Below are 16,824 nucleotides of genomic sequence, written 5' to 3'. Positions count from 1 at the left end.
CATTGCCTTCGCTCTTCATCGGGAATGTCGTCTCGAATTCGGCATCGATCATGCGGGCGATGCGCTCGTCATGCCCCTCCTCGACCCCACCCGTCGGCGACGAGAGCGCATCGAGGATCGCCGCGTTCAGACGATCGGGATCGGTTACGGTAATGCCGAGACCGGAACCCTCGTAAAAGGTATTCTCCGAAAGCAGCACGCATGGCCGCCGCATCAGCTGCGCTTCCCAGCCGGAGGAACCGTTTTCGGTCACGATCAGATCGGCATTTCGCAGATACTTGAACTGGGAATCGAACGGGTCGATCAGTACGGCATTCGGCAGCTCCGCCAGCTCGCGATAGGAATCGGTTTTGCGCCGGCCGAAATTCATCCGGTGTTCGCGGATGAACAGCTTGTAGCCGTGCGGCAGCATGCTCGCGATCACCCGCAGCGTATTGCGCTGATCGTGCCAGAGCGTCGCCTGGAAGGTCTGTGCGAACTCTGCCTCCTTGTGCATCGGGAAATAAACATACTTGATCTTGGCGAGATCGGCGTCGTCGTAGGACTTGAAGAAGTGCTGATGATAATAGGACAGAAACAGCGTGCGGTAGTAACGCCAGATCCTGTTGAACCCGCTTTCGCGCGCCGATCGGTCCTGGCCTCGCCATGAATTGATCATCTCGGGAACGATGATCCGCACATATTCCAGATGCCAGCGCAGAAAGCCGCGCCGCATCCGGTTCTGCCACTTGCTCGCGATATAGCCGACCACAGCGGGCTGGTTGCGGAAGCCCTCGATCTTCTGCTTGGCCGCGTCGCTGACCGGCGCGGACGCTTTCTGCTTCGCCTTGGCGATATCGAGTGCGTCATTGTTCAGGAGGAGGCGATCCGCCGTCCAGAAGGCAAAGCCGGACCGAATTTTCGACGGCCGCAACGCGATGCAGGGAATGCCGCGGCGGCGCGCCGCGAACCAGACCATCATGTTGAGCGGCGTCACCCAATGGAAGAAGAAGACGAAGTCCGGCTTGGTGCGGTCGAGCAGATCGTCGGCGAACCGGAAGAACCGGCGCACGATATTCAGCGGCTCTTTGTTGTCCTTGGTGACGCGAAGCACCAGCGGGTAGCGGTTGAAATACAGAAACGGCACACTGAAAGCGCGGCCGATGCTGTGGGCTGCCGCCAGGATGATCCGGCCGGCGGTCATGCCGGTCACGGCCTCGCCTTCGCGAAGCTGCTCGTCGACCGCCGCCACTGCCTGCTCGTTCTTTTCCCAGTCCGCAGCCTTCAGAAAATGTGGCGGCAGGATGGTTTCGCCGTCGGGCGCGGTCAGCGTTTTGAAGGGCTCGGTATCGACATTCTGGCAGAGCACCGAGACCCGCCATCCCCACCGGCTTTTTCCGTCTTTGAGGATACCGATCAGGTACTTGCCGAGATCCTTGCGGCCGATCGGCAGCACGGCAAGCACGTTCTTTCCGGCAAGCGCGGCATCGTGAACGGCGTCGACCGCCGCACGCTGCTCATGAACCGTCATCGCTGCGCCTCCATCGCCGACGTGTGCCGCGAAGTGTCCCGCATCGCCTTCGCGATCGCCACAGCAAGGCTCTCGGCATCGAGGCCGTGGGCCCTCAACACCTCGTCATTCTGGCCGCAGGCCGGAAATTCCGATAAGCCGAAGGACATCACCGCCGGCGCGCGATCGAGCGCAAGCGCCGCGACTGCCGCCGCAATCATGCGACCCTGACCGCCCTTCACGAAATGATTGTCGATGGTGAACACGGCGCGCTTTCCGTCGAGCGTCTTGCGCAGCCACCGGGTATCCACCTGGTTGAGCCACGGCAGGTTGACCACGGCGACGTCGAACCCATCCTGCTTCTTCAAGATTTCCGCAGCGGCGAAGGCCTGTGGCAGCATCACCGGCCCATAGCCGATGATCACCGCATCCTTGCCGGGCCGCAATTCGACGCCCTGCCCCGGCACGGCGCGATAGCCTTGCGGCAACGCATAGGGAATGTCGCAAGGTATCGAAACCAGCCGCAGATAACCCGGCCCGTTATGCGTCTTCAGCAGATGGTCGAGCAGCGGCGCGACTTCGTCCGCGCAACATGGCTCGACCATTACAAGACCCGGGATCGCGCTGTGCAGGGCGATGTCGTTCACCGATTGATGCGAATGACCGGGCCCGCCGGGCAGCAGTCCGGCCAGCGAGGCGACATAGATAACCTTGGTCTGCTCGGAGGCATTGTTGAAAATCTGCTCGGCCGGCCGCGGCGCGAGGAAACAGGCGAACGAATGCACCAGCGGCAGCAAACCCTGCAGCGCCATGCCGCCCGCCTGTGACACCATATCCATCTCGGCGATGCCGCATTCCAGAAACCGCTCCGGAAACTTTTCCCTAAATGGGATCAGACCGGTGTCGAGAATGAGATCGCCATCGAGCGCGACAATGCGATCATTTGCGGTCGCAGCCGCAATGAGCGCTTCGGTATAGGCCGGAATCAGCCGCTGCGGCTCTCGCGGCGTGGTCCGCGAAGGCGCCGCCTGATTTTCGAGCGTCAACGGTTCGGCGCCGATCGCGTCCAAGCCTGCCTTGCAGCGCGCGATCAGTTCTTCGGCAGCGCGGGCATAATGCTCCGCTGACGGCGCGCCGGAATGGAAGCGGTACAGCTCGCGCGGCGCCAGACCCCATGCCTCCATAAAGGAAACGCCCCGGCCCTTGATGGTGTCGGCGATAATGACCTTGGGCTTGCCTCTGACTTTGCCAGCATCGGCGAGCGCAGCGGACAACGCAGCAAAATCGTGCCCGTCGCAGCGCGACACATGCCATCCGAAGGCCGCAAATTTAGCTTCGAGATCGCCGAGGTCGCTGGTCTCCCTCACATAGATGTCAGACTGGAATTTGTTGTGATCGACGATCACGGTGAGCTTGTCGAGCTTATGGTTTGCTGCAGAGCCAAGCGATTCCCAAATCTGGCCTTCCTGCAATTCACCATCGCCGGTCATCACGAAGATGCGGCGGTCGCGGCCGAGCAGCTTGTCGGCAAAGAGCATGCCCTTGGCTTTGGAGATGCCCATGCCGAGCGACCCGGTATTGGTGACGATCTGGGGCGTCGTTACGATGTCCGGATGTCCCGGAAGACCGCCCAGCCGGCGCAGCTTGGTCAAACCATCGGCAGGCAGCGTGCCGAGCGCGATCAAAGCGGCATAAAGCCCCGGCGCGTCGTGCCCCTTGGACGAGAAGTAAAGATCGTCCGCATCGCCCCCGTTTCCGGTCTTCATCTCGTTCAGAAAAAGCCAAGTCACGATGTCAAGCGAGGAGAAGCTCGAGCCTATATGGCCCGATCCCGCATAAGCAATCATCGACAGCGTATTCAGCCGGCACAGATCGGCGAATAACGCAGCGCGCGCGAACGCGTCGGTATTGAGATTGCGTACGCGCGAAAACTCGGCGACAGGCACGAATGAAAAAGTCTGGGTCATGTCAGGCGACTGCGGTCTTTCTGGACGGAGCCGGGCCATCTGAGACGACATCGGCCAGCAAATCGAGATGGGTTGCGTTCAAGGGCTCGATCGGAAGTGTGGTTTCCCATTCCGCATCCAGCATCCAGCCAAGCGAGCGGTCGTAGGCTGCAGGATTGCTTACCGGCTCTTCGGCGAGCAGGTCCATCATGGTTTGCGCAAGACGCTCGGGATCGCGGAGGCGGCAGCCAAGCTTCGCGCCCTGATAATAATTGTCCGCGAGCGTAATCACCCGCCGCTGCAACAGCATCGCTTCCCACCCTGTCGAGCCGTCCTCGGTCACGACCAAATCGGCATTGGCGATGTATTTGAACTGATCGTCGAAGGCGTCGATCAGCACCACATTCGGCAGTCGCGACAGATTGCGATAGTAAGACGTCGGACGCCGTCCGGTATTGCGCCGGTGCTCACGCACCAGAAGCGTGTAGCCAGCAGGCAGCGCGCCGCTCAAGAGAGCCGCCGTATTGTACTGGTTGCTCCAGAACGGCGCCTGGCCGTTCAGCGCCTGTTCGGGATCCTTGTGCATGGCGATATAGACATAGCGCATGCGCTTGAGCTCATCCGGCTCAAAGCGGCGAAAAAAACCCAATTGCCGCCATTTGAGCACCGGGCGCCGGTAATGTTCGACAAGCAGCTGAAACGCAGGCTTTGCCTCCGGTCCCCCCTTATTGTCGAACCGGCGTCGCAATTGCGCACCGAACAGCCGCGCCAGTTCGAGATGAGTCGAGACCCAGGTCTTGCGCTCGTCGGAATCCCAGTTCTTGCGCACATAGCCGAGCGTCTGCGGCTTGGACCGGAATTCCGCAATGCGCTGCTGTGCGCGCTCGCTGATCGGGGCATTGGCGGCGCGCTTCTGATCGGCCAGCGCGCGCGCAGACAGATTGAACCAGGTCAGATCGGTCGACCAATAGCAGCGTCCGCTCCAAAGCTTGGACGGCCGGTTGACGGCGCAACGAATGCCCTCCTTCTGCGCCAGCATGTAGAACACGAAGCACAGCGGATCGGCCCATTCGCCGGCGATGACCACGTCCGGCTTCACCCTCGCTAGGGTATCGCGCGCAAAAGCGAAGAAGCGCCGAATTACTTGGCTCGGAAATGCATTATCGCGCAGCGCGCGGCGCGCCAGGGTGTTGTTGAACCAGTGGTAATTGCGCCGCGAAAAACCGCGGCCTATGTCGCGCTCGCCGGCCAGCAGGATGCGGCCGGACGAAACACCGCACGCCCGCTCGCATTCGCCGATCAGCGCATCGATCTGAGCAACCTGCGCGGGATCGCTTTCGAAGGGCTGAGCCTGCGCGAAATCCGGCAGCGCGCACATGGCATCGTCCGCCGCAAGCGAATCTTTCCAGACCCGGCGCTCGAATTGCGGACCGACGACGGACACATGCCAATTCAGCTCACGCTTCGCGATCGCGAGCAATTCCTGGAAATACGCTGTCCGGCTGTTCTTCGGCAGAAACAGCACACGCAGATGACTCAGCGCCGGTTCGCCGCCATCCGCAAAAGCCTGCACGGGGGTAACGTCGCTCATAGTCCGAGCGGCTCCAGACTGACACCGGGATAATAGTCCGCATGACGGCGGATGCGCGCAATTTGGGCGGCGGACAATTCCGATTGCCCCCGGCCGACCTTGCCGACATTGAAGCGCGTTGCCGGCGACTTTTCGGTCTGCGCCAGCGCGCGGTTCACATCGGCCTGCGACACCGAAACCCCCAAGGTGCCGCACGCATTCTGAAAGAACGGCACAGGGTCGCGGATCATATCCTCGTAGAAGACGAATTTCGTGTCGATGTCGCCGCGCTGCATTGCCTGCGCCCAGGACACGTAGAATGTGACCATCCACGGCACCGCGGTGTCGATGATATAGTCGAGCTGGTCCTCGTCTTTCAGCGAGGCATAAGCATTCGGAATCAGGATCGACGAAAAATATGGATTGGTCTTCATGTGGTCGCGCAGGCTGACCACCACGTCGAACAGATTGCGAAGCAGGATGACGACCGGGATCTTGAAATTCTGCAAGATGCGCAAGTTCGCGCCGGTCGCCACCAGATGGACCTGGGACACCGTCACCCGGTCGCGCGCATTCACGATACCTGCAACCTGAAGATCCTTTGGCGTGAAGCGGTCCTGAACCACGATGTCCTTATAAACATCGCCGTGCAGGATGCGCGACAGCGCCTGCGTGCAATAGGTCGATGACGACTTGGGGAGCGCGACGAGAAGGTAGGTCGGCGCAAAACCCTCGACGGTCCGGCGCACCTCGGCGTCCTTGAAGGCCTCATCGAGGTCTGCAACATTGCTCAGCAGCAGCCGTTCCAGCACGGGCGCCGGCAATGCCGAAGGAGACGGCTTTCGGTGCGTATGGACCTTGGGTGTCATCATGCAGCCAACCTGAGATGCTGGAGATAGCCACAATCGGCCAGCGCCTTGCGGACCTGGGCCTGCTCATCCTCGGTCAGTTCGGTGTAATAGGACGTCATGTAGGGCTTGCAGATGCCGCGCAACGACAGAATGTATTTTTCGTCAGCACCGGTGAGAAAGTTCCAGGCCTTGGCGCGCTTGGGCATCCGGCTCTGGAAATCGTTGAACCGGCGCTGCGCAGCCAGCGCCTCCTCCCGGCGGCCCTGCTGATACAGATTGTAGATTTCGAGGAGCGCCTCCGGCAGCGCGCCGGCCTGGCTGGTGGTGCTTGCCGCGACGCCGACGCCGAGAACCATGACGAATTGCGACGCCACCGCCGTGATAACCTGGAAATCCTTCTCGGCAAGGCCGATCACCTTGATCTGGTCGGTGGTCCGGCTCGACGAAAACTTCACGCCCGCGATATTCGGATGCGGCTTGAGTTTTTCAAAGAATTCCGGCGGGAAGGCGCGGCACCAATTGGCGCTGGTGTACATCCACAACGGTTTCGGCGCGCGGTCGGCGATATCCTTGTAGAACTTCTCCATGCCGTCGAGCCCGAGCAGCGGGTGATAGGGCATGACGTGATAGGCGTCGAATTCCAGATCCCTTGTTGCATCCATGAAGGCGAGGATGTCGTCCATCGCGAAGAAGCTGGAGCCGAGAATCAGCGGCAGCCGGCCGGCATTGGCCTTGGTGATGGTTCGCGCCACCGTCAGACGCTTGTCGAAAGACAGGTTCATGTCCTCGGATCCGGTGCCGAGCGCCCAATAGCCGCCGACCCCGGTACCGTTGAGAAATTCGATGAGGCGCGTCAGCCCCTCCGTGTCGATCGACCCGTCGCGATGGACCGGGGTCTGCACCACCGGGATCACGCCCTTCAATTGCCTGCAGGCTTGCATCAAAATTCCCCCAGAACGCGGATTAGGCAGATTGGGCTTGGCTGGCCGACCTGTGCGCGGCGTCTCGATCGCCGAACGGATCGTAGCCCAGAAAATCGATATAGGCTTCCGCCACGACGGCATCGATCTTCTCGTCGATGTCGGCGGAATGGAACCGGTCCATCACAAGCGGAACCGAGCGCTGCGCGACGAACGAATTCTCGCGCAGGAAAAAATCGCGCTTCATCGCGTAGAGCGCGGCATTGTACATATAGCAGCCCTCGAAATCTTTCGGGTCTTCCGCCGGATTATAGGGCTCCAGCACACCGTCGCGGATCGCCTTGATGTAAGGGTCGCGCTTCTTGATCGGGCCGCGCACGCTCGCCAGCGTCTCCAGCGGCGACGCCCAGAGCAGATCCACCGCTTCGTCGATATGGGCCGCCGAGCGGATCGGACAGGTCGGCTGCAGCAGCATGATGATGTCGTAGCGGCGGCCGGTCTGCTTTTCGAGGAATTCCATGGCATGCCGCATCACGCCGGTGTTGCGGTCGGCGTCGCCGGAGAGGTTCGCCGGGCGGATGAACGGCACCGGCGCGCCGTATTGCCGTGCCGCCGCAGCGATTTCCTCATCATCTGTCGAAACCAGCCAGTCCGTCAGTTTGGTCGCGTCCTGGCAGGCCTTGATGGTGTAGGCGATCAGCGGATGGCCGCGAAGCGGATAGATATTCTTGCGCGGAAAGCGCTTGGACCCGCCGCGCGCGGGAATGACTGCCAGAACATTCGGAGACGTGGACATCTATACTCGTGCCGGCGTGATCGTCACGTAGACGTTTTTCAGATTGGAATAGAAGTCGATCGCCTCCGGGCCGGGCTCGCGGCTGCCATTGCCGGACTGCTTGACACCGCCGAATGGCATATGCGGCTCGCTGCCATAGGTACCGGCATTGACCGACACGGTTCCCGCCTCGACACGGCGGATAAATTCGGCGGCGCGATCCAGACTCCGCGTGTGGATGCAGGCGGTGAGGCCGTAAGGCGAATTATTGGCGAGCGCCAGCGCCGCCTCAAAATCCGTGACGCGATACAGACAGGCGATCGGACCGAACAATTCCTTGACCGAAATCTCGTCAGCCGGCCCCGCATTTTCGACGATGGTCGGAGCCAGATAGCAGCCGCGCGCATGAGCCGGATCGGTCAGCCGCTCGCCGCCGGTCACAATGCGAGCGCCAGCGGTGCGCGCGCGCTCGATCGCGCTCAGCATATTGCCGAGCTGCCGCGCGTTGATGACCGGCCCGAAATCGTCGTCGTCGGCCGGACCGACCTTCAGCTTCTGGGTTCGCTCCAGGAGCTTTGCCCGGAATGCATCATAGACTGCATCGAATACAATGATCCGGCTGCCCGATGCACAACGCTGGCCGGCATTGCTGAAGGCCGAGAGCAATGTCCATTGCACAGCCTGGTCCAGATCGGCATCGTCGCAAATGACCAACGGATTTTTGCCGCCAAGCTCAAGCGAAATCTTCGCGAGCCGCTCACCGCCGATCCGGGCGATTTCCCGCCCGACGGCGGTAGAACCAGTGAAGCTCAGCACCGCCACACGCGGATCGGCGACGAGCGGCCTCCCCGCCTCCGGGCCGAGCCCCTGAACGACATTCAGAACGCCCGCCGGCAGGCCGGCCTCCCGCGCGATCTCGCCGAACAGCCAGGCCGTCGCCGGCGCATCCTCGGACGCTTTCAGCACGGCGGTGTTGCCGCAGATCAGCGCCGGGAAGACTTTCCACGCGACATTGGCGATCGGCGTATTGGCCGCGATGATCAGCCCCGCAATGCCAAGCGGCGCACGCACAACGCTCGCCTGCTTGTTGTTGGCGCCGCTGGTGGTGGTGCGGCCATAGAGGCGCATGCCCTCGCCGGCCATGAACAGCCCCTGCTGCACCGCGCCCTTGGTTTCGCCGAAGGCGTCCTTGAACGATTTGCCCGTCTCGGCCGAAACCACGCGCGCCATATCCTCGGCGCGCGCCATCAATCCCATCGCGACAGCATGCAGAATGTCGCCGCGCTGCACGGCAGACATTTGCGCCCAGCCCGGCTGTGCCGATGCAGCCGCGGAAACCGCGGCCTCCACATCGATCTCGCGCGATCGCGCCGCGCGGCACACCACGGAGCCGTCATGCGGCGAAATCTTTTCAAACACGTCGCCCGAAACGGCAAAGCGCTCCGCGCCGCCGATCCAGTTCGCGACACGGTCGGGAAACAGCCGCGGCGAAGCGGCCATGGCGCTACCAAGCGGTCCAGCCACCGTCGATCACCAGATTGGCGCCGGTCATGTAGGACGACGCATCAGAGAGCAGAAAAATCACGCCGCCATTCATTTCGTCTTCGTTCGCCATGCGCCCCATCGGCGTACGCCGCGCATAGCCTTCGAGGAAGTCACGCTCCTGATTGGCGAACACCCCGCCTGGCGTCAGCGTATTCACCCGCACGCCCTGCCTGGCCCAATAGGTAGCCAGATAGCGCGTCAGGTTAAGAATTGCCGATTTCGAAGCGGAATATGTCACGGGCTTGAAGAAAGTCTCGCCCCGCGCGCGGCGATAATCGTACAGGCTCTGGTCCGGCGAAACCAGACCGTACGTCGAGCAGATGTTGATGATTGATCCGCGGCCAGCTTTGGCCATGGCATCGCCGATGGCCTGACAGCACAGCATCGTGCCTTTCACATTGACCGCCATAATGCGGTCGAAGCTCGATGCCGGATAGGTTTCGAACGGCCCGTTCTCCTCAGGTGGCGCGTCCGGCGGCGCATCGATTGCCGCGGCATTGATCAGGCCGGCCGGCGTGCCCCATTCGCCTTCGACATTGCGCAGCGCCGAGACAATCGAGTCGGGGCTCGTGACATCGACCTGGAAACAGCGCAGCGCTTTGGTATCCTGATCGGAATAGCTGTCCCGCACCCGTGACGCGTCGGCGGCATCGAATACAGCGACCTTTGCGCCGCGAGCCAACAGCGCCCGCGCGAATTGGCCGCCAAGCTTGCCGCCACCGCCGGTAACGACGATTACACGGTCGCGCACCGCGAAAAGCGGATCCGCAATCATCAGACCTGCCCGCTATTGCTCGGGACGATCTACTGCGCGCGGCCGCCCGCGGCCTGACGCGGTGCTGCGCTTTCCAAAATGTCGTAAGAGAAATTGCCGTCGGTCTTGAGCGGCGCAGTCAGCCGCATACCGAGGATATTGTCGAACTCATAAGGCGGCAGACCGTCATTGGGCGACCTGATCGCAATATCGGCCTCGGTCACCACATGGCCGGCTGGCAGATCGCGCGCAGCGACAAGCTTCTTCTGCATCTTGTAGAGCGGGCCCTTCTCGCTCTCATAGCAGCGCTTGACGCCATCGCCCATGGCGACGCGGGTACGGCGCAAATCGCGCACCATACGGCCGAGCCCCTCCGGCGTGAGCGAGAAGGCGTGGTCAGTGCCCTTGGCGGCGCGGTTCAGCGTGAAATGCTTTTCGACCACGCTTGCACCCATCACATAGGCCACCGGCGCCATCGCGATGCCGTTATCGTGCGACGAGAGGCCGATCACCACATCCGGGAAGCGCTCGCGGAAGGTCTGGATCACGCGCAGATTGAGTTCGTCGAATTCGGCCGGATAGCCGGACGTGCATTGCAATATACAGAGTTGCGGATTGATCGGCATGATTGCGCGATAGGCGCGCACCATATCCTCCATCGAGCATCCGCCTGACGAGATGATCATCGGCTTGCCGAAGCGCGCAACATGGCGAAGCAGCGGAATATTGATGGTGTCGCCCGACGCGATTTTATAGGCCGGCATTCCCAGATCCTCGAGAAAGTCTGCGCTCGGGATGTCGAAGGCGGTCGAGAAGAAGGTAATGCCGATCTCTTTGGCATGTGCGATCAGCTCAAGATGCTGCTCGCGGTTGAATTCGAGCTTTTCGCGGTGCTCGCCGTAGGTCGGGGCATAGCTGTTACGGTGCAGATACGGCGAATCGAACATCTCCTTGGTGAACATCGTTCGATTGTCGCGCTTTTGCAGCTTGACCGCATTGGCACCGCACTGCTTTGCGACCTCGAACATGCGCTTGCATTGGTCGAGATCGCCCTGATGGTTGTGGCCGATCTCTGCGATCACGTAGCAATCCGAGCTGTCGTTGATCGTGAAGCCGTCGATGACGAGTTCGCGCGCCATGTTTTACACCCTGTGTGCTGTCGGAAGGACGATGGCCACCGCTGCGAGATGCTCGCAGCCCTGCCTGCATGAGGCCATCAATTCCATGACGATTTTTCCAAGACTATTGCCGGAGGGGGCAGAGAATTGTCGAAGAGGTGCTTGTCGATGCTGCAAACTGCACCCAAGGCGGCAGCGAGAAAGGCTGAGTAAAGCTACCGCAGTCCGGGTGACTTCGATACCCGGACGGCTTCAACGCACTATGCGCAATTTCAAGGAAAATCCGGCGCGGACATGGCCGGTCCCCCTGAACGGCCGGACTGTTCATGAATTGAACATGGTTGTCAAGCGAGCCAGTTTTACCTCGAACCCGTGCATTAGCGATGCGACGCGCGGACCGCAAAAGTTCGCGCAACAGCTCGGATCGGTTTGTCGTCTTCGCCCTGGCCTCCCTTGCAGGACGACCTGTGTCCGCCAGGGAAACTTAGGGGGGCAGCACTAGGCTAGACTGAACCCTTGGGCTATCAGACCCGGACTCTCACGAAACGGCACGATCGCGCCGTCGCGCCTTTCCGCGCCTTTCCGCGCCCGACAAGAACCTTGTCCCCTCTGAAAAGGACCACCGGAGCAGTGTTGTGAACCAGAATGTCCAAGCGGTGGAGCTTGATACCAAGGCCCGGCCCAAAGATCCGGCGCGCAGCGAGATGACGCCAAGTCGTGGCGGAACCAAGGCCATCGCTGACGACCCGGCGCTTTTATCGATGATGATCCAGGGCGCCGAGCAATCCGGGCCGCTCTGGACCGCGACGCCGTACTGGCAGGGCTATCGCGACCGCATCCTGCGCGAACTCCACCGGGTCGGGCTGCGCGGTATGCGCAACAATCAGGTTCTGCTGAAAGGCTTCGCCTTTGGCGGGCTGCCACGACCGGAACTGCCCGCTTCGCCAGTCAAGCGCGCGATCTGGCACGCTCTCACGGCCATTCCCGGCGTCAATCGCATTCTTGCAGAACACGATCGCGTGCTGGCCGCCGAATACGAACGGCACAAGTCGACACGCCGCAATCTCGCGCGCGTCGCGCTTGACGAGGTCGCCAAGAGCTTTCCCGATCTGCAGCCGCCTGCCGGTATCGCCAACGACGACGCCGACGACGCCTTCACCTGGCGGGGCCATGTGGTGGTTCCGGCGTTCGCGATCTATCTGACGCGGATCGCTGATTTCTACACGCGTATTCAGCCGAAAGACGTTACTTCGATTCTCGAGATCGGGCCCGGCTTGGGCCTGAGCACACTCGCGCATATGACGATCAATCCGCATCTGCGCGTCATCGCCAATGTCGACATCGTCCCTGTTCTGTATCTGTCGACGCAGTTCCTGCGCACAATCGAGGCGATCGACCTGGTCGACTACAGGCAGATGCGCGAGCACGTGACTATCGCCGCCGAACCGGCCGCCAACGGCGTGAGGCTCTACCAGATGGCGCCGTGGCAATTACCGAAGCTGGAGGGTCAAATCGACTATTTCTTCAACTCGTTCTCGTTCCAGGAGATGGAGAAAGAGGTCATCCGCAACTACGCGGCCGAGATCTTCCGGCTGGTCGACAAGGGCGCGCTGATCCACAGTATGGCGGCCGGCCATCGGCCCGGGGCCGGGGGCCAGCGCGAACCGGTCACGCTTGAATTCCTTGAGCAGGTTTTCAGCAAGAAATGGCCGAGTGTCCGGACCATCGACGGGTTCTGGCCGCGGGTCTATGGCGGCAGCGCGGAGCTGACGCGGCTGCTGACGAAATAGCGCTTACGACACCGGCGCGATCGCATCGACCGGCAATTGCACATGGACCTCGCGGCCGAGCAGCGACAGCAGGGCATGCACCCGCACCTCGTCGCGCTTGGTCTCGAAAATCGCGGTATGGCCGGCGAAGGGACCGGCCGCGATCGAAAACCTGTCGCCGCGCGCGAGATTGAGATGATTGCCGAGCACCACGAACCCGCCTTCGTCCTCGCGCGCACGGATTTCGCTGACAATGAAATCCGGGACCGGCGCCGGATCGGTTCCGTTTTTCACCAGTTCGATCACACCGCGGGTCGACCTGATCGCCTGCCAGCGCGCCGCGCCGGGATCGAAAGCCACAAACACGTAGCGGGGAAACAATGGCGAGGCCACGATATCGACCCTGCCGGCATGGCTGCGCCGCTTCTGGTATCGCGGGCAATAAACGTCGAAGCCCTGCCGGACGAGATGCTCCATCGCGAGCGCCTCGTTGCGGGGCTGGGTATAGGCTGCATACCATCGGTTCATTCGGCGGCCCGGATATCCGAATCCTGCGAACTCACCGCCTTGCGGTGACCAATCCCCAACAGGGAGGGCACAAGCACGCGCTCGCGCCCAACCTCGATCTGCATCGCACGCACGATGGTTTCCGAGCCCGGAATGCCGGTGACAATCACCGCATCCACAGGACCAAGCTCGGAAAGGCTTGCGCTAACCGGCAGCCCGCAGAAGCGTTCCCCGCTTTTTCCCTCATCCACGACACCGGCCAGTTGCACCGGATAATCGTGGGCGCACAGCGTCCCGACTTCGGCCAGTTCGGACGCGCCGGCGAACGCGATCCGCTTCCAGCCGTTTTCGGCGCATTGCGCCATCAATTCGGACATCTGCTCGCGCGCCTTGCGGAAAAAGGTGAATGAATAGGAGAAATATTCCGCGGTAAGCCGCGCCTTTTCGGCAAAGCCATTCGGCGTGAGATAATAGGCATAGCGGCGCGGCGGAATCTGGCTGACCTTGATCCAGCCCTTGCCGACACAGCGCTTCAGATAGGCATTGGCGAGCCCAAGCGCGACGCCGAGCTCGCTCGATATCGAGCGCTGCGAGGTCCGGGCATCGCGTTCGATCGCGTTGAGAACCCCGAGCAGGATTTCGTCCTGATCGGCGAACGCATCCGTGCTATCGGTTTTCTTCGGCGTTCGGGCCATCGGTCTGTTGCATGCGTTTGTTGTTCATAGCATGAACGTCCGATAAGATCAAACCCGCATCGCATTCGCAATCAGGACATCCGACCATTCATGTGCGGCATCGCCGGCCTGTTCGACCTGCGCCCGTCGCCGCGCGAGACGGAGCCCTCCCTGCGCGCGCAGGCGATGGCTGATACCATGCCCTATCGCGGGCCGGATGGTCGCGGCGCGTGGGGCGATGCAGCAGCGGGAATCGGGCTGGCACATCGCCGTCTTGCGATTGTCGACCTGACCCCGACCGGCGCCCAGCCGATGCATGCGGCCGATGGACGCTACGTCATCACCTATAATGGCGAAGTCTATAACTTCGCCGACCTGCGCGCGGAACTCGCCGCGCTCGGTCATGTCTTCCGTGGCACCTCCGACACCGAAGTCATGCTCGCCGCCTTCGTGCAATGGGGTGTCGCAGAGGCGACAAAACGCTTCGTCGGGATGTTCGCCTTCGCCGTGTTCGACCGGCGCGATCGCATTCTGCATCTGGTTCGCGACCGTATCGGTGTGAAGCCGCTCTACTGGACCATACAGGACAACACGCTTTTGTTCGGCTCGGAATTGCGCGCGCTGATGGCGCATCCGTCCTTTCGCCGCGACGTCGATCCGGACGCAATGGCCGCCGTCGTCGCCTATAGCTACGTCCCCTCCCCCGCCACGATTTTCCGCAATGTCTACAAATTAGCGCCGGGTCGTATCCTGAGCATCACTGCCGGCACCGGGCCGAAGATCGAGCGCTATTGGCAAATCGAACAGGTCGCGGCGAAACGCGGCAGCGCGAAACTCGACGCCAATGAGGCGGCTGACGCACTCGACGGGCTCCTGCGCGATTCCATCCGCCGGCGCATGATCGCAGACGTGCCGGTCGGCGCTTTTCTGTCCGGAGGCATCGATTCCTCCGCCGTGGTCGCGCTGATGCAGGCGGAATCGACCGCGAAAGTGCGTTCCTTTACCATCGGCTTTGACGACGCGGCCTACGACGAATCCGCACTCGCACGTCAGGTCGCAGAGCACCTGCAGACCGATCACACCGAAATCCGGCTCGATGCCAGAGACGTGCTCGACCTCGTCCCGAACATTCCCGACTGGTTCGACGAGCCTTTCGCCGATTCCTCACAACTGCCGACCTATCTCGTGTCGCAAGCGACGCGAAAGCATGTCACGGTCGCGCTTTCCGGCGATGGCGGTGACGAATTGTTCGCCGGCTATCCGAAATATGCCTGGCTCGACCGGGTCTGGCGGACCGCCGGCAAGCTTCCCGCGCCGGTGCGCGGCATGATTGGCGGCACGCTCAGCCGGACGCCCGAAGCCGCTTTGCGGCCGCTGGCGGCGGCGCTGCTCGATGCCGGGCGCGCCGAGCGGATTGGCGAAAAGTCGCGCCGGCTTGGCCTTGCCTTGTCGGCCTGCGATCCGGACCGCGCCGGTCTCGCGCTTTCGCGCGTCGGCATCGACGCAAATCTGATCCATGGTGCAAGCCACGGCCATAGGCTGACGCCGCTCACCGGACTGGCAGGCCAGTTGCCGGATCTCGTCTCGCGCATGCAGATCAACGACATCGCGACCTATTTGCCTGACGACATCCTGACCAAAGTCGACCGCTGTTCCATGGCGGTGTCGCTTGAGGCCCGCGAACCCCTGCTCGATCACAGGCTCGTCGAGTTCGTCTGGTCGCTGCCGCGCGACGTGCATCACCATGGCGGCGCCAAGGGCCTTCTGCGCGCAGTGCTCGGGCGCTACATTCCGCCCGCTTTCATGGACCGGCCAAAGCGCGGCTTCTCCGTCCCGCTTGCCGCCTGGCTGCGCGGACCGTTGCGCGACTGGGCGAGCGGATTATTGTCGCCCGCAAAACTAAGTTCAGACGGGCTGCTCGATGCGCCAGCCGTCGGGCGGCTTTGGCAGCGCCAAATCAACGGCACCGAGGACAACGCAACCGGCCTGTGGAACATCCTGATGATACGCGCCTGGTCCGAACGCTGGCTGAGGGCATGAGCCAAAACCCGAGCAGCAACGTCGATGAGAGAGTCGCCAAAGGCTTCGGCGATGAATGGTCGACCTTCCGGCAAAGCGAGGACGATCTGACGCCGGCGCAGCGCCAGGCGATCTTCGAAAACTATTTCTCGATCTTTCCCTGGACCGCGCTTCCGGACGATGGCGGTATCGGTCTTGATGCCGGCTGCGGCAGCGGCCGCTGGTCGATGGGCGTGGCTCCGCGGGTGAAGCATCTGCACGCGCTCGACGCAAGTGCAGATGCGCTCTCAGTCGCTCGGCAAAATCTTGCGCGCTTCCACAACGTTACTTTCCATCACGCAAGCGTCGGCAACATCCCGCTATCGGACCGCTCGCTCGACTTTGCCTTCTCACTCGGCGTTCTGCACCATGTGCCGGACACACAAGCTGCAATCGAAGCGATTGCCGCGAAGCTCAAGCCCGGTGCACCTTTCCTGGTCTACCTCTATTACGCCTTTGACAATCGCCCGGCCTGGTTTCGCGGGCTCTGGGCGGTGAGCGATGTCATCCGCAGAGCGGTCTCGCGGATGCCTCACGCTGTACGTCTGGCGGTCAGCCAGGCGATCGCGGCACTGGTGTATTGGCCGCTGACCCGCCTTGCCCTGATCGTCGAAAAGTCCGGCAAGTCGCCCGACGCGATCCCGCTATCCTGGTATCGAGACAAGTCGTTCTATGTGATGCGGACCGACGCCTATGACCGCTTCTGCACCCGGCTGGAGCAGCGCTTTACCCGCGCGCAGATCGCCGAAATGCTGACCCGCGCCGGGTTCCGCGACATCCGCTTCTCCGAGCGCGAGCCGTTCTGGTGCGCTGTGGGAATCAGGAATTAAGGCAATTTCGGCCGATTT

The 16,824-nt window shown here is 62.0% G+C and carries 14 protein-coding genes; 3 read left to right on the top strand and 11 right to left on the bottom strand.

The window, feature by feature from the left end:
* From ACK41X_RS04300 to ACK41X_RS04260, 9 genes are all read right to left on the bottom strand, one after another.
* A partial coding sequence (locus tag ACK41X_RS04300) for a glycosyltransferase (protein ID WP_409719619.1) occupies positions 1–1,510 on the bottom strand: 1,510 nt, incomplete at its 3' end.
* Positions 1,507–3,456 (bottom strand): transketolase C-terminal domain-containing protein, encoded by a 1,950-nt coding sequence (locus tag ACK41X_RS04295; RefSeq protein WP_409719617.1) that lies wholly within the window; start codon positions 3,454–3,456, stop codon positions 1,507–1,509. The genes ACK41X_RS04295 and ACK41X_RS04300, both read right to left, overlap by 4 nt.
* A 1-nt stretch (position 3,457) precedes the next feature.
* Positions 3,458–5,026, bottom strand: coding sequence for a hypothetical protein (locus ACK41X_RS04290; protein WP_409719615.1), 1,569 nt, complete (start codon positions 5,024–5,026; stop codon positions 3,458–3,460).
* On the bottom strand, positions 5,023–5,877 hold the full coding sequence (locus ACK41X_RS04285; protein WP_409719613.1) for a hypothetical protein: 855 nt from the start codon (positions 5,875–5,877) through the stop codon (positions 5,023–5,025). The genes ACK41X_RS04290 and ACK41X_RS04285 overlap by 4 nt, the downstream gene beginning before the upstream one ends.
* Positions 5,874–6,797, bottom strand: coding sequence for a dihydrodipicolinate synthase family protein (locus tag ACK41X_RS04280; RefSeq protein WP_409719611.1), 924 nt, complete (start codon positions 6,795–6,797; stop codon positions 5,874–5,876). Before ACK41X_RS04280 ends, ACK41X_RS04285 begins: the two co-directional genes overlap by 4 nt.
* A gap of 22 nt (positions 6,798–6,819) precedes the next feature.
* Positions 6,820–7,572, bottom strand: a complete 753-nt coding sequence (locus ACK41X_RS04275) for an acylneuraminate cytidylyltransferase family protein (RefSeq protein WP_409719609.1) — start codon at positions 7,570–7,572, stop codon at positions 6,820–6,822.
* Positions 7,573–9,051, bottom strand: coding sequence for an aldehyde dehydrogenase family protein (locus ACK41X_RS04270; RefSeq protein ID WP_409719607.1), 1,479 nt, complete (start codon positions 9,049–9,051; stop codon positions 7,573–7,575).
* A gap of 4 nt (positions 9,052–9,055) precedes the next feature.
* Entirely contained in the window at positions 9,056–9,871 is an 816-nt protein-coding gene (locus tag ACK41X_RS04265) for an SDR family oxidoreductase (protein ID WP_409719605.1), read from the bottom strand.
* A gap of 29 nt (positions 9,872–9,900) precedes the next feature.
* Entirely contained in the window at positions 9,901–10,989 is a 1,089-nt protein-coding gene (locus ACK41X_RS04260; protein WP_409719603.1) for an N-acetylneuraminate synthase family protein, read from the bottom strand.
* Positions 10,990–11,603: 614 nt separating this feature from the next.
* Here ACK41X_RS04260 and ACK41X_RS04255 point away from each other — a divergent pair.
* A complete protein-coding gene (locus ACK41X_RS04255; protein ID WP_409719601.1) occupies positions 11,604–12,758 on the top strand; it encodes a putative sugar O-methyltransferase in 1,155 nt (384 codons plus the stop codon).
* A gap of 3 nt (positions 12,759–12,761) precedes the next feature.
* On the opposite strand, the gene ACK41X_RS04250 is transcribed toward ACK41X_RS04255, so the two are convergent.
* Entirely contained in the window at positions 12,762–13,265 is a 504-nt protein-coding gene (locus ACK41X_RS04250) for a transcription termination/antitermination protein NusG (RefSeq protein ID WP_409719599.1), read from the bottom strand.
* Positions 13,262–13,939, bottom strand: coding sequence for a winged helix-turn-helix transcriptional regulator (locus ACK41X_RS04245; protein ID WP_409719597.1), 678 nt, complete (start codon positions 13,937–13,939; stop codon positions 13,262–13,264). Before ACK41X_RS04245 ends, ACK41X_RS04250 begins: the two co-directional genes overlap by 4 nt.
* Before the next feature lie 90 nt (positions 13,940–14,029).
* Here ACK41X_RS04245 and asnB point away from each other — a divergent pair, with 90 nt between their 5' ends.
* Both asnB and ACK41X_RS04235 read left to right on the top strand, forming a co-directional pair.
* Positions 14,030–15,958: an asparagine synthase (glutamine-hydrolyzing) gene (gene asnB / locus ACK41X_RS04240; protein WP_409719596.1), complete on the top strand. Its 1,929-nt coding sequence runs from the start codon at positions 14,030–14,032 to the stop codon at positions 15,956–15,958.
* Positions 15,955–16,806, top strand: coding sequence for a class I SAM-dependent methyltransferase (locus ACK41X_RS04235; protein ID WP_409719594.1), 852 nt, complete (start codon positions 15,955–15,957; stop codon positions 16,804–16,806). The genes asnB and ACK41X_RS04235 overlap by 4 nt, the downstream gene beginning before the upstream one ends.
* Positions 16,807–16,824: the final 18 nt, after the last annotated feature.

Source organism: Pseudorhodoplanes sp., assembly GCF_046289595.1.
GTDB lineage: Bacteria > Pseudomonadota > Alphaproteobacteria > Rhizobiales > Xanthobacteraceae > Pseudorhodoplanes.
The sequence above is the reverse complement of the archived record's forward strand: the minus strand, read 5'-3'. Positions and strand labels throughout refer to the sequence as shown.